The 12,960-nt window shown below is 59.4% G+C and carries 12 protein-coding genes; 8 read left to right on the top strand and 4 right to left on the bottom strand.

All coding sequences use genetic code 11. The features are described 5' to 3' along the window. Nucleotides 1-4: 4 nt before the first annotated feature. From GGQ68_RS14195 to GGQ68_RS14210, 4 genes are read right to left on the bottom strand one after another with little or no spacing between them, the layout of a single operon-like run. Nucleotides 5-769, bottom strand: coding sequence for an SDR family oxidoreductase (locus GGQ68_RS14195; RefSeq protein ID WP_183967115.1), 765 nt, complete (start codon nucleotides 767-769; stop codon nucleotides 5-7). Nucleotide 770: 1 nt separating this feature from the next. Next, complete coding sequence (locus GGQ68_RS14200) at nucleotides 771-2,081, bottom strand: M24 family metallopeptidase (RefSeq protein ID WP_183967117.1); 1,311 nt, start codon at nucleotides 2,079-2,081, stop codon at nucleotides 771-773. Nucleotides 2,082-2,141: 60 nt separating this feature from the next. Beyond that, nucleotides 2,142-2,951: an SDR family NAD(P)-dependent oxidoreductase gene (locus tag GGQ68_RS14205; protein ID WP_183967119.1), complete on the bottom strand. Its 810-nt coding sequence runs from the start codon at nucleotides 2,949-2,951 to the stop codon at nucleotides 2,142-2,144. A 24-nt stretch (nucleotides 2,952-2,975) separates the two neighbouring features. After that, a complete protein-coding gene (locus GGQ68_RS14210) occupies nucleotides 2,976-4,715 on the bottom strand; it encodes an ABC transporter substrate-binding protein (RefSeq protein ID WP_183967121.1) in 1,740 nt (579 codons plus the stop codon). Nucleotides 4,716-5,027: 312 nt separating this feature from the next. On the opposite strand from GGQ68_RS14210, the gene GGQ68_RS14215 reads away from it, so the two are divergent. The 8 genes from GGQ68_RS14215 to GGQ68_RS14250 all read left to right on the top strand — a co-directional run bounded on the left by GGQ68_RS14215 (nucleotide 5,028) and on the right by GGQ68_RS14250 (nucleotide 12,879). Further along, nucleotides 5,028-5,996, top strand: coding sequence for a sugar ABC transporter substrate-binding protein (locus GGQ68_RS14215; RefSeq protein WP_183967124.1), 969 nt, complete (start codon nucleotides 5,028-5,030; stop codon nucleotides 5,994-5,996). A 76-nt stretch (nucleotides 5,997-6,072) separates the two neighbouring features. After that, nucleotides 6,073-6,870 carry an SDR family NAD(P)-dependent oxidoreductase gene (locus tag GGQ68_RS14220; RefSeq protein ID WP_183967126.1) on the top strand — a complete coding sequence of 266 codons (798 nt, stop codon included), beginning with the start codon at nucleotides 6,073-6,075 and terminating at the stop codon, nucleotides 6,868-6,870. A 44-nt stretch (nucleotides 6,871-6,914) separates the two neighbouring features. After that, nucleotides 6,915-7,889 carry an ABC transporter permease gene (locus GGQ68_RS14225; RefSeq protein WP_183967128.1) on the top strand — a complete coding sequence of 325 codons (975 nt, stop codon included), beginning with the start codon at nucleotides 6,915-6,917 and terminating at the stop codon, nucleotides 7,887-7,889. Between the two features lie 12 nt (nucleotides 7,890-7,901). Further along, nucleotides 7,902-8,903 carry an ABC transporter permease gene (locus GGQ68_RS14230; protein ID WP_183967130.1) on the top strand — a complete coding sequence of 334 codons (1,002 nt, stop codon included), beginning with the start codon at nucleotides 7,902-7,904 and terminating at the stop codon, nucleotides 8,901-8,903. Next, nucleotides 8,900-10,414, top strand: a complete 1,515-nt coding sequence (locus GGQ68_RS14235; RefSeq protein WP_183967132.1) for a sugar ABC transporter ATP-binding protein — start codon at nucleotides 8,900-8,902, stop codon at nucleotides 10,412-10,414. The genes GGQ68_RS14230 and GGQ68_RS14235 overlap by 4 nt, the downstream gene beginning before the upstream one ends. 1 nt (nucleotide 10,415) lies before the next feature. Then, nucleotides 10,416-11,282 carry an NAD(P)-dependent oxidoreductase gene (locus GGQ68_RS14240; RefSeq protein ID WP_183967133.1) on the top strand — a complete coding sequence of 289 codons (867 nt, stop codon included), beginning with the start codon at nucleotides 10,416-10,418 and terminating at the stop codon, nucleotides 11,280-11,282. Next, a complete protein-coding gene (locus GGQ68_RS14245; RefSeq protein ID WP_183967135.1) occupies nucleotides 11,279-11,989 on the top strand; it encodes a ThuA domain-containing protein in 711 nt (236 codons plus the stop codon). Before GGQ68_RS14240 ends, GGQ68_RS14245 begins: the two co-directional genes overlap by 4 nt. A gap of 32 nt (nucleotides 11,990-12,021) precedes the next feature. Further along, nucleotides 12,022-12,879, top strand: a complete 858-nt coding sequence (locus tag GGQ68_RS14250) for a fumarylacetoacetate hydrolase family protein (RefSeq protein ID WP_183967137.1) — start codon at nucleotides 12,022-12,024, stop codon at nucleotides 12,877-12,879. Nucleotides 12,880-12,960 lie beyond the last annotated feature (81 nt).

Below are 12,960 nucleotides of genomic sequence, written 5' to 3' on the forward strand. Positions count from 1 at the left end.
TCTCCTAGCGGGCGAGCCAGCCGCCATCGACGGTGACCACGCTTCCGTGGCAGTAACTTGCGGCGTCAGACGCCAGAAAAACCGCCGCCCCCGCGATTTCGGAAGGGTCGGCAAAGCGACCGGCGGGTATGCGATCCAGCAGGGCTTTTGACCGGTCGGGGTCGTCACGCAGAGCCTGCGTGTTGTCCGTGGCGGTGTAGCCCGGTGCGATGCTGTTGACGTTGACACCGCGCGGCGCCCATTCGTTGCATAGCGCTTTGGTCAGGCCAACGACCGCATGTTTGCTGGACACATAGGCGGGCACGCGCAAGCCGCCTTGTGATGCCAGGACAGAGGACACGATGATGATCTTGCCCGAACCTTGGGCCACCATGCGCGTGCCCGCCGCCTGAGACAGCAGCCAGACGGAGTCGAGGTTGACGGAGATCACGCGCCGCCAATCGTCCAGCGGCATGTCGGTGCTGTCCTCGCGGTGGATGATCCCGGCGTTGTTCACAAGGATGTCGAGCCCGCCGAGCGCGTCGCTGGCAAAGGCCACCACACGGTCTGCCGCGGCTTGATCCATGCCGGCAAAGTCGGCCTGCACGGCGGCACCCTTGACGCCCAGGGCTTTGATCCTGGCGAGCGTTTCGTCGGGTTCATGGCTTCGGTAGGTCAGCGCCACATCGGCCCCGGCGGCGGCAAGGCCGAGGGCTATGCCCTCGCCGATGCCGGTTGCTCCGCCGGTGACCAGTGCTTTGCGACCGCTCAGGTCAAACGGGTTGCCCATGTCAGTAGCGGTTCGCGATGGGCAGTTCTTCGGCAGGGAAGAGGCTGATGACCTCGCAGCCGTTCTCTGTCACGACGACTTCTTCCTCGATCCGGGCGGCGGAATAGCCGTCGCTTGCGGGGCAGTAGGTTTCCAGGGCGAAGACCATACCGGTCTGGATCTCCATTGGGTGATCCATGGACACGGCGCGGGAGATGATGGGCCGTTCGTGCAGCGCAAGGCCCAGCCCGTGACCGAATTGCAGACCAAAGGCCTGATCTTCGCTTGCAAAACCGAGGGATTCCGCCGTTGGCCAGACTTCGGCCACCTTGTCAGTAGACACGCCGGGTTTGATCATCGCGATGGAGGCATCAATCCATTCGCGGGCCTTCACATAGGCGTCGTTCTGCGAGGGTGTCGCGCGACCGACGTTGAACGTGCGGTAGTAGCAGGTGCGATAGCCCTGGTAGGATTGCAGGATATCAAAGAAAGCCTGATCGCCGGGCCGGATCAGGCGGTCGGTGAAGTTGTGCGGGTGCGGATTGCAGCGTTCGCCGGAAATGGCGTTGATCGCTTCCACATCGTCCGAGCCCATTTCGTAGAGCATCTTGTTGGACAGGGCGACGATATCGTTTTCGCGCACGCCCGGTTTCAGCTCTTCGTAGATCATGTGATAGACGCCATCGACCATGGCCGCCGCCTGGGTCAAAAGCTGGATTTCGTCCGTATTCTTGATTTCACGCGCCGCCAGCATGATCTGTTGGCCATCCACCACGTTCAGACCTTCTTGTTGCAGCGCGTGGAACATGGCCGTTTCGGCATAATCCACGCCAACGGGCATATCGGCCATTCCCGCGTCGCGGATCAATCCGGCGATCTGCTTGGCGTATTTCTGCATCAGGCCGAATTCCGGCGGGATGGTGCCGCGCATGCCCACAACGCCAGCAAGGCAATGGCTTGGCTCCAGCCAGTCGGAGTGGCGCTTGTGGTGTTCTGCGGCGGACCCAAAGTCCCAGACATAGGGGCTGTCGTCCCCTGTCAGCAGGCAGAAACGGCACATCTTGTCGCGTTCCCATTCGCCGATCTTGGTGGCGGACACGTAGCGGATGTTGTTCACGTCGAACAGCAGCAGCGTGCCCGCGTTCGAGTTCTTAAGCGACTGACGGGTCCGGGCCAGACGGTAGCGGCGCAGGCGGTCGTGGTCGATCCGGCGTTCGAAATCCACGGACATGTGGCCATGGGCGGGCAGCTTTTCGCGCCACTCCCAATTGGGTTCAAGATCCTGCGGTGTGAGCAGGTTTGGCATGAGGGCATTGCCTGGACGTTCTGACATGGAAGTCTCCTTCGGGAGCGTTAGCCCCGTTTGACATACGGATTTGAAATGCGTGGCCGGTTACTGGATGCACCAGCCGCCATCGACGTGGATCATCTGGCCGGTCATGTAGTCGCTGTCATTGCTGGCAAGGAATGACGCGGTGCCGACAATGTCCCTGGGGTAGGACACGCGCTTGATCTGAAGCGCATCGCGCACGATGTCGTCGTAGGCCTGCCCCTCTTTTTGCTTGAAGCCGATGTCCACGAGGTCCTTGTCCAGCTGTTCCCAAAGAGGGGTCACCACGACGCCCGGCGCGTAGCCGTTTACGGTGATGCCATGCTCGGCCAGCCCGATTGCGCCACAATGCGTCAGAGCGAGGCAGCCGTATTTTGATGTACAGTAGACGGTGACATCCACCAACGGCTTGCGGGAGGCGATGGAGCCCACGTTGATAAGCTTGTAGGGGTGATCTTCCATCGGGCCTTGGGCGATCATCTGGCGAGCGGTTTCCTGCATGCCAAGCCACATCGCCTTGGTGTTGACGTTCATGATCAGGTCCCAGTTGTCTTCGTCGATATCCATGAAGAACCGGGGCTTGTTCAGGCCTGCGTTGAACACGCCGACATTGATCGAGCCAAAAGCGTCGACGGTCGCAGCCACGGCGGCGGCGTTGTCTTCGCGCTTGGTGACATCCATCCTGATCGCGATTGCCTTGCCGTTGTTGGCGGCGTTGATGTCGTCAGCGACCGTTTGAGCCATCTCGAGGTCGAGATCGCCGATGCACACATTTGCGCCTTGTTCAGCGAAGGAGCGTGCATTGGCTTCACCCATGCCGCGGGCGGCTCCGGTGATGAGAATATTCTTACCTTTGAGGCGGTTGGGGTCCATGGATGTCTCCTCCTGACGTCATGATTATGGGGGTGGTGCCAAGGTTGCGTCGGCTCTCTCCTGCGCGCGACGCAGTGCTTTTTGCAGGCTGATGATCCCGCGCAGCATGTCGTGGAACTCTTCTCCGCAAATCTGGATGATCTCGCAGATTTCCGGGATCGGCGGGCGGGGCCAGAACTGAAGCTCGTCGCGCCAGGACATGGCGTCGACCGCTTCGAATATGGGCGACAGGCGGCGCACATCGGGGTCGGACCCCACGGAATACCGCGGGTTCGTCCGACTGCCGTTCTGGACATAGAGTTTTTGTGCCGGTGGCGAGGTGAAGACCAGCAAGGCCTCGACCGCCGCAGCAACACGTTCCTTGGGCAGATTTGCCGGGATGCCCATCACATAGCCCCCCACAGGTGCGATCGGTGCGCCGTTCGGCCCTGCGGGATGCGGCAGATACCCGGTCTGGCCATTGGCCGGGGACGCGTCATCCAGTTCAAAATACGGGGCGAGCAGCGTATAGCCGTACGCCATGGCAATCCGGCCCGCCGCATAGGGGCGAATGCGCTCATACCACGACATGGACAGAATATCCGGCGGGGAATACTTGAGCAGCTCGTTGAGGAATTCTGCGGCCTGCAAACCGGCGGCCGTATCAATGGTGACACGGTAATTGCGTTTCGCCAGATCCTGCGTGTCAAAGCCGCCCGCATTGGGTTTCAGATCAAGGATCGGTTGCCCGAAATCTGCCAATGTCATCAGAACGGTGTGACCCAATGCCGTGCCGCGCGCCGCATTCCAGGCGATCCCGTGCAGTCCGCGTTGCGGATTGTGCAATGCCTTGGCCGCACTCAGCAATTCATGCGTCGTTGCCGGTGGTGCGATGCCCGCGCGGGTGAAAAGATCCTTGCGATAGAACAACAGCTCCGGCGTTGTTTGCGCGGGAATGCCAAAGGCGCGACCATTCCAATGCGCCGCTTGCCAACCCGCCGTGTGAAAATCGGACGGATCGATGCGGGCAATATCCATCGCAACGTCGAGCGGCATCAAAACGTTGCTTTCAGCGAAACCACCGACCCATGGCAAATCGACGGCGATAATATCGTAATTGCTCGATTTGCGGTTTGCATTGCGCATTGTTTCTTCGCGCAAGCGGTCGATGGAAAAAGCGCGTTGGTGAATTTGCGTGCCGATTGTCTGTTCGAATTGCCGTTTGAGGTTGTCCATCACCATGAAGGTCGGATCCCCGTGGACCAGAACCCGCAGCCCTCCCGCGAGCTTGAGCGGCTCTACCAGCACCTCCATCGGCGGGATTGATTTCGCCTTCATGTAGGACTCACCGTAGTAGTATTCGGTCGTGTCCGTCGTGGCGCCGCCGTTGAAATGCGCGCTTGCCATCCGGTGCACGCGGCTGGCCAGCTGTGTCCATTGTTCCATCAGGTGAACGCTGGGATGCAGGGAAAAGCTCTTGCCGGTCGCAGTGCGTGGCCGCTGATCAATCAGCCCCGCCTCTTGCATGTCCTTGATGCGCCGGTTGGCCGTTGCGTAGGGCGCGCGACTGGCGCCGATCAAAGAGGTCATTGTGATCAGCCGCCCCTCAAGATGGCCGCGGATCAGATGAGCCGAAATGCGCAAATTCGGGGTGAGGGCCAATAGGTCGGAAGAGTTTTCAAGTTCGTCGCCGAACTCTTCTATAAAGGACAGCACGCTCAGCATGTCGGCCCTCGCTTGGGGCGGCATGAGCTGATTGAAAGTCTCTTCATTCATGACGTTCATGCCCCTTCCAATTCCCTTTCCTTCATTTTGGCGTTGTCTTGACTGTTTTTGGTCGCTTGCTTTGTTCAATTCGGATTTTTTGGAAATCGTCATGAGCTGTGATCCATCTAGACGTGAGAATGGATCCGGAATGTATCGCGAAAAAATCCAATATGGATATTTTATTGTCGAGAATGGACGTTATTCAGGGAGGGCAGCCAAGGTACGTGGGTGCAAGGTGGCTGCGATCATACCGGCACGCCGGATGATGATTCCCCATCGGGAGAGTGGGGAGCAGACGAAATGTCTAAAATGTTCTTGGAGGAGATCACCATGACTCTACGCACAATCCTGACTGCGACGGCGGCCACCACAGCATTGAGCGTCGCGGGCGCAGCTTATGCCGAAAGCCACAGCCCGATGCGCATCGGCATCACGCAAAACAACGTCGGCGTCGACAGCTATCAAACCACCTACGAAAACGCCTTTATCGCCGCCGCCGAAGCCAATGATAATGTTGAAGTCGTGGTTCTGGATGCCGGTGGCGACGTCGCCCGCCAGATCGCGCAGATGGAAGATCTGATCCAGCAGGACGTCGACGCCATCATCATCTGGCCAACCAACGGCGAAGCGGTCATCCCCGCCGTTCGCAAGGCGCATTCCGCCGAAATCCCTGTTATCGTTACAAATTCCAACATTGCCGAAGCCGGGTTCGACTTTGTTTCGACCTTCTCCGGTCCGGACAACATCACGCAAGGGTCGCGGTCCGCAGAAATCATGTGTGACCGCTTCAAGGCGCTGGGCATCGAAGACGAAGCGCGCGTCGTGCAGATTTCCGGCCAGCCAGGCTACACCACCGCCATCGAGCGTCAGAAGGGCTTTGACGACCGCCTGCCAGAGGTCTGCCCGAATGTGACGCTGGTCGAGACCCAGCCCGGCGACTGGAACCGCGAAAAATCCCAGCAAGTCATGGAAGCGTTCCTTGTCAAATATGACGACATCGACGGTGTCTATGCCGGTGATGACAACATGGGTGTCGGCGCATTGAACGCGGCACTGGCGGCTGACCGTGCCGAAGGGATCACCTTTGTGGGGGCCACCAACTTTGCCGTTGGCTACGAGGCGATGGAGCGTGGCGAATACTGGGGGTCCATCTACCAGTCGCCGGTTGATGACGCAGAAGCCGCGCTTCAGTCCGCGATCGACCTGATCAGCGGTGAGGAGCTGCCGTTCCTTAACTACTTCGACACGCCCAAGATCACGCAGGACAACATGACGGAATTCACAAAGCCGGTGTTCTGATCACCTCCCGTGTTGAGGGGCGCTTCGGCGCCCCGCTTCGCTTTATCATCATCATAAATCTACCGGGGGACGTGTCATGGGGCGTGTGACAGGGCGGTCTTGTATTGTGACGGGGGCCGCGCAAGGCATCGGACGCGCGATTGCCGAGGCGTTGCTGGACGAAGGGGCTGACGTCTGTTTTGCGGACATCAACGGCGACAAGGTTGCGCAAGTGGCAACAGCCAACGCGGAAAGATCGGCGCAACATGGTGGCAAGGTGACCTATGCGCAGGTCGACGTCACGGATCGAGGGTCCGTCAAGGCGATGATCGCGCATACGGTCGAGCGCTTTGGCAAGCTTGATGTCAAATTCAACAATGCCGGCGTGAACCGTCCGATGAATTTCCTGGATGTGACCGAAGACAACTGGAATTTCATTATGGGCGTCAACGGATTGGGGTGCATGATCGGCATGCAGGAAGCGGCCAGTCAGATGATCGCCCAAGGCACGGGCGGCAAGATCATCAACACCGCATCCATTGCCAGCCGGCAAGGGTTCGACAATGTTGCTCCGTATTGTGCCAGTAAATTCGCCGTTGTGGCGCTGACCCAGTCGGGCGCGCGCGATCTGGCCAAGCACAACATCACCGTCACGGGGTTTGCGCCCGGGGTCGTGGCCACGGAAATGTGGGAGCAGGTCGATCAGGACCTGATGAAGATCGGTGCCGCAGAGCGTCCGGGACAAGCGATGGAAGAGTTCTCGTCCGAGATCCTGCGCGGGCGCGTTGCCAAGCCGGACGATATCACCGGGACGACGACATATCTGGCGTCCAGAGACAGTGACTACATGACCGGCCAGATCGTCATGATCGACGGCGGAATGACCCTGGTCTGATCCAGAAGCGTCAGTGGCTGGGCCTTGGCCCGTGGGAGGGGAATATGGAGAGCATGTCTAAAGCAGGCATAGGACGATTTTTGGCGCGGCAGGGCATCTTGATTGCATTTGCCGTGTTCATCATCGGGTTCACGTTGGCGAACGGACGATTTCTGAGCCCTGAAAATGTGATGGGTGTGGTGCGATCCTCTGCCATTCTGGGGGTCATGGCGCTTGGTGTGACCTTTGTGGTCATCAGCGGCAATCTGGACTTGTCCGTCGGGTCGATGATGTCGTTCTCGACCATTGTGGTTCTGGATCTGCATGACAAGATCGGCCCCGTCCTGGCCATTCCCGCGATGTTTGTCATGACGCTGTGTCTGGGGGCCTTCATCGGATTTCTGGTGGGCTACCTCAAACTGAACTCGCTGATTGTGACGCTGGGGATGCTCTCTGCGATACACGGTTTGACGCTGACGTATTCTGGCGGTCAGAACATGGATATCGCCGACAAGGAAGGGACGTGGTTCAGCGTCTTTGGCCAAGGCTCGGCGCTTGGTATCCCCGTACCCATCCTGATTTTCCTGCTTTTGGCGGCGCTCTTGGGGATCGTATTGGCGAAAACGCCATTTGGACGCAAAGTCTATGCGGTTGGCGGCAACGGAACCGCCGCGACCTTTTCGGGCATCAAGCGGGCGCGCATCGTCTTCTTGTGTTACGTGATGTCGTCGTTTTGCGTGGCCGTGGCGGGGCTTATCCAGGCCAGCCGGTCGCTGGGGTCGCAAAACACCGTCGGCCAGGGACTTGAACTTGACGTGCTGGCCGCCGTGATCCTGGGCGGCGCATCGTTGCTGGGCGGGTCTGGAACGATCTTCAAAACTGTCATCGGCGTGCTGATCCTTGGGTTCATCCAGAACGGTCTGCTGCTGGTTGGCCTCCAGTTCTATGTCCAGTTCGTCGTGACATGGGCCATCATCATTCTTGCAGTCTGGCTCGATATTGCAGCCAAGCGCGGCAAGCTTTTGTCGACAATCGCGTAAGGGAGCGGAAAAATGGAAGCTGGAAACCTGTCCAAGTTTCTCAAGAACGGCGCGATTTGGGGCTTTATCGTTATAGAGCTGATCTTCTTCAGCGTGGCGGGCGAATTCATGTCGCTGTCCGACAAGGCCTTCATGGATGTGGACAACATGCTGTTGTTGCTCAAGCAATCGGCCCCCATCGGCATCATCGCCATGGGCATGACCATCATCATGGTCAACGGGAATATCGACCTGAGCGTCGGGGCGATCTTTGCACTGTCTGCGGTGATCCTGCTCGACAGTCTGACCTGGACGGTCTTTGCGGGGCTGGGCGATTGGGTGATCCCTGTGTCATGGGCCCTGGCCTTGCTGACCGGGGTTGGTCTTGGGGCGATCAACGGATTCATCGTGTGGAAGACCGGCGTCGACGCGTTCATCGTGACGCTGGGCTCCATGCTGGGCTTTCGCGGGCTGGTGTTCATGTACAACGGTGAAACCCCGACCTCGAGCCTGAACTGGACACTGGTGGATTTCGCAGAAGCACAGTTCCTTGGGCTGCATACGGCGACCTGGTTTCTGGCCATCGTGACGCTGGTGATGTGGTATCTGATGACCCGCACGGTCCACGGGCGCAACGCCTATGCCATTGGCGACAATCGGGATGCAGCTGTGAACGCCGGCATCAAGGTTGGTCCGCACATGCTGATCAATTTCATGATCATCGGTTTTCTCGCCGCCCTGTCTGCCGTGGTGTTCTACTCTGAATCCGGGTCGGTCAATCCAAACGATGGGCAGCTTTATGAGCTTTGGGTCATCACCGCCGTCGTGCTGGGCGGCACGAAGCTGACCGGCGGGGCAGGGTCGATTGTCTCCACCCTGGGCGGTGTTCTGGCCATCCAGTTGCTGCGCAAGGGACTGGGTCACATTGGGGCCGACACGTCGACCGTGAACCTTGTGATCGGCCTGATCCTGATCGCGGTCCTGTTCCTGGACCGGCAGCTGAACACCAAAGGCAAAGAGGAGTTGAAGTTATGAGCGATCAGACACCGGCCTTGCGCCTCGAAGGGATCGTCAAGACCTTTCCCGGCGTCCGCGCGCTTGATGGCGTTTCACTCTCGGTGATGCCGGGCGAGGTCCACGCCCTGATGGGAGAAAACGGAGCCGGAAAATCAACCTTGATGAAGGTCCTGGGCGGGATCTACCAGCCGCAGGAGGGCCGGATCATCGTGGAGGAAGTGCCGACCGTCATGACCTCGCCCTTGCAGGCGAAATCGAAGGGCATCGTTTTTATCCACCAGGAACTCAGCCTCGCCGAAGAGCTGACCGTGGCCGAGAACATCTATCTGGGCGAGCTGCCGCGCCGCTCCTTTGGGCGGGTCGATTGGGAGAAGCTTTACACACAAACCGACGCGATCCTCGCAAAGCTCAAAGTTGGGTTCAACGCCAAGACCATCGTTGGCGATCTGTCCATTGCCAACCAGCAGATGGTCGAGATTGCCCGCGCGCTGACCGTGGATGCCAAGGCCGTTATTTTTGACGAACCCACGGCCTCTTTGACGGATGCGGAGAAGGTCGTTTTGTTCGACGTGATTTCGGATCTGCAACGACAGGGCGTGGGGATCATCTATATTTCTCACCGGATGGAAGAGATTTTCAAGATCACCGATCGGATCAGCGTTCTGCGGGACGGGTCGTATCGTGGCACTCTCGAAACCCGGAACACCACAGAAGAGGAAGTCACTCAGTTGATGATCGGACGCGCGCTTGATCTGTCGCGCAACGAAAGCAATCACGAACTGGGCGATGTGGCGCTTGAGGTGCGCGGGCTGTCCTGCGGACACATGTTCAAGGACGTCAGCTTTGACGTGCGCCGAGGCGAGGTTTTGGGCTTTTACGGGTTGGTCGGGGCGGGACGTACCGAGATCGTCGAGACGCTTTTTGGCCTGCGTGAGCCGAGCGGCGGCAAAATCCTTTTGGATGGTGAAGAGGTGCGCATATCCTCGCCAGCGGATGCGATCAGCAAGGGCATTTCGCTGGTCCCGGAGGATCGCAAGGGCCAGGGCCTGGTCTTGGGTATGAATTGCCGGGACAACATGACGTTGCCGCAGGTTGGTGAGCTGTCCTCCGGTCCCTTCGTGGCGCCGGGCGCTGAAACGGCGATTTTCGACAAGTACAAGGAAAAGCTGGACATTCGGACGCCGGGTTGGAAGCAGACGGTGGGCAACCTGTCCGGCGGCAACCAACAGAAGATCGTGATTGCGAAATGGCTGTCCATGCATCCCAAGGTGCTGATCGTTGACGAGCCGACACGCGGCATCGACGTTGGGTCGAAGTCCGAGATTCACAATCTGATCCGCGATCTGGCTGCGCAGGGCTATGCCGTCATCGTTGTCAGTTCCGAAATGCCCGAAGTGCTGCATGTCAGCGACCGCATCGTGGCGATGTTCTCTGGCCGGGTGATGCGGACGTTTACTTCGGAAGAGGTCACCGAGGAGAGCTTGATCCAGGCGATTTCGGGGATCACGGCCACTGAGAAGGTCGCCTGAGATGCGTGTGGGGTTTGCCGGATTGGGCCGCATGGGCGCGCATATGGCTCGCAACCTGATTGCGGCGGGTCACGAGGTGTGCGTCTGGAACAGGACCCATCAGACGGCCAGTGATTTTGCCGCGTCGGAGGGCTGCACTGCGGTCGCGACGCCAGCGGAGCTTGTTCGCGGGGCCGATACCGTCGTCACCATGCTGGCCAATGATGCGGCGTCAGATGCGGTGCATTTTGGCGAGGACGGCTTGTTCGCGGGGGGAGGGGGCGTAACCCTGCTTGAGATGGGCACCATGAGCCCGGACCACATCCGCGCACTGGCTGAACAGGCTCCGCAGGACATGCGGGTGATTGATGCGCCGGTCTCAGGGGCGACGCAGGCGGCCGAAACCGCTGATTTGCTGATCATGGCTGGATGTCGCGAAGCGGATGCAGAGCTTGCTGCCGTGTTCGATGCGATGGGCCGTGACACCATATATCTTGGCGCGACCGGGGCGGGCGCAGTGATGAAACTGGCGGTGAACTCCTTGATCCACGGGATCAATCAGACGCTTGCCGAGGCCATGTCTCTTGCCGAAGCCGCCGGTATCGCGCCCGAGGTGGCGTTCGACGTGATCGAAGCCTCCGCCGCCTGTGCGCCGATGCTGAGATACCGACGCCCGCTGTATTTGAACGAGGCCGACCATGACGTGACGTTTACCGTCTCACTGGCGCGCAAGGACATGGACGTCACGGCGCGCCTGGCACAGCGGCTGGGCACTGCGATGCCACAAGGCGAAGTCACCCTGGCCAAATTGATCGAGGCGGAACAGGCCGGCTATGGCGCCCGCGACATGGCGTCGATCTTGACCTTCATGCGAAAGGAAACGCGATGAAAGCAGCCCTGTTTGTCGGCGGTTGGGAGGGCCACACGCCGACCCACTTTGCGGATTGGTACAAAGATCTGCTCGAGGCCAACGGCTTCGCGGTCGACGTCTACGACACACTGGAGCCCCTGGCGCAGCCAGAGGATTTGGCCGATGTCGATTTGATCACGCCGATCTGGTCGTCGGCGCGGTCAGGGCATCAGGACGAGTTCGGCAACATGACCAAACCGCAAGAGGACGGTCTGTTAAAGTTGATCGGTGACGGCTGTGGGATTGCAGGATGGCACGGGCATATGGGGGACGCGTTTCGCGACCGCCCGACCTATCATTTCCTGATCGGAGGGCAGTTTGTCGCGCATCCACCGGGATGGCCCGACAATCTGCAACCGCGCGAAGACTATATTGATTACGACGTCACCATCTGCAAACCCGATGACCCGATCGTCGAAGGGATCAGGAGCTTTCGGCTGACGACGGAGCAGTATTACATGCTCGTTGACCCATCCAATGATGTTCTGGCGACCACGACGTTTTCCGGCGACCATCTTTGGTGGATCGAAGGCACCGTGATCCCGGTTGTCTGGAAACGTCGCTGGGACAAGGGGCGGGTGTTCTACTGTTCCATCGGTCATGAGCTTGATGATCTCAAGGTGCCTCAGGTCACCGAGATCATCCGCCGCGGCGCGCTTTGGGCTGCGCGCGACGCAACTGTGTAAAGCAGAGTTCCTCAATCAAACAAGGATAGGATATGAAACTTCTTCGCTATGGGGCGCTCGGCGCAGAAAAGCCGGGACTGCTGGATGCCGCAGGGCGCGTGCGTGATCTGTCGGGCGTGGTTTCGGATATTGCGGGCGATACATTGCGACCGTCCGGTTTGAACGCGTTGCATGCGCTGGATCCGGAAACTTTGCCCCTGGTCGAGGGCAGGCCACAAGCCGACCTGCGCCTTGGGGCTTGCGTGGGCGGGATCGGCAAGTTCATTTGCATCGGCCTGAACTACGCGGATCACGCCGAAGAGGCGGGCATGCCGATCCCGGAAGAGCCCATCATTTTCAACAAATGGACCTCGTCGGTGGTCGGCCCGAACGACGACATTCAAGTGCCACGCGGTTCGGTCAAAACCGATTGGGAGGTCGAGCTCGGTGTCGTGATCGGTGAGCCGGGGTCTTATATCGACGAGGCCGACGCGATGAACCACGTCGCGGGCTTTTGCGTGATCAACGATGTGTCCGAGCGTGATTTCCAGCTCAATCGGGCAGGGACATGGGACAAGGGCAAAGGCTGCGACACATTCGGGCCGACGGGGCCGTGGCTTGTGACCGTTGATGAAATTGCCGACATGAACGCCATGGACATGTGGCTGGATGTGGACGGCAAACGCATGCAGACCGGTTCTACCGCGACGCTGATTTTCAAGATCCCGCATCTGGTGTCTTACTGCAGCCAGTTCATGAGCTTGCAGGCGGGGGATGTGATTTCAACGGGGACGCCGCCGGGTGTCGGCATGGGCCAATCCCCGCAGACATATCTGCATGGGGGCGAGATCGTGACCTTGGGCATATCCGGGCTGGGGGCACAAAAATCGAAGGTCGTGCCAGCCCTTTGATGCCACAAACGCCCCGGCGGGGGCCATTGCGGCAATTTGATCGCACGAATTCACAGTGCGCTTTTGTCCGGGTTTTAATGA

The organism is Sagittula marina (assembly GCF_014196795.1).
GTDB lineage: Bacteria > Pseudomonadota > Alphaproteobacteria > Rhodobacterales > Rhodobacteraceae > Sagittula > Sagittula marina.

What these genes read in the sequence shown, in the direction of transcription:
- GGQ68_RS14195 (WP_183967115.1), bottom strand. Translation starts at nt 769, where the DNA reads ATGGGCAACCCGTTTGACCTGAGCGGTCGCAAAGCACTGGTCACCGGC.
- GGQ68_RS14200 (WP_183967117.1), bottom strand. Translation starts at nt 2,081, where the DNA reads ATGTCAGAACGTCCAGGCAATGCCCTCATGCCAAACCTGCTCACACCG.
- GGQ68_RS14205 (WP_183967119.1), bottom strand. Translation starts at nt 2,951, where the DNA reads ATGGACCCCAACCGCCTCAAAGGTAAGAATATTCTCATCACCGGAGCC.
- GGQ68_RS14210 (WP_183967121.1), bottom strand. Translation starts at nt 4,715, where the DNA reads ATGAACGTCATGAATGAAGAGACTTTCAATCAGCTCATGCCGCCCCAA.
- GGQ68_RS14215 (WP_183967124.1), top strand. Translation starts at nt 5,028, where the DNA reads ATGACTCTACGCACAATCCTGACTGCGACGGCGGCCACCACAGCATTG.
- GGQ68_RS14220 (WP_183967126.1), top strand. Translation starts at nt 6,073, where the DNA reads ATGGGGCGTGTGACAGGGCGGTCTTGTATTGTGACGGGGGCCGCGCAA.
- GGQ68_RS14225 (WP_183967128.1), top strand. Translation starts at nt 6,915, where the DNA reads ATGGAGAGCATGTCTAAAGCAGGCATAGGACGATTTTTGGCGCGGCAG.
- GGQ68_RS14230 (WP_183967130.1), top strand. Translation starts at nt 7,902, where the DNA reads ATGGAAGCTGGAAACCTGTCCAAGTTTCTCAAGAACGGCGCGATTTGG.
- GGQ68_RS14235 (WP_183967132.1), top strand. Translation starts at nt 8,900, where the DNA reads ATGAGCGATCAGACACCGGCCTTGCGCCTCGAAGGGATCGTCAAGACC.
- GGQ68_RS14240 (WP_183967133.1), top strand. Translation starts at nt 10,416, where the DNA reads ATGCGTGTGGGGTTTGCCGGATTGGGCCGCATGGGCGCGCATATGGCT.
- GGQ68_RS14245 (WP_183967135.1), top strand. Translation starts at nt 11,279, where the DNA reads ATGAAAGCAGCCCTGTTTGTCGGCGGTTGGGAGGGCCACACGCCGACC.
- GGQ68_RS14250 (WP_183967137.1), top strand. Translation starts at nt 12,022, where the DNA reads ATGAAACTTCTTCGCTATGGGGCGCTCGGCGCAGAAAAGCCGGGACTG.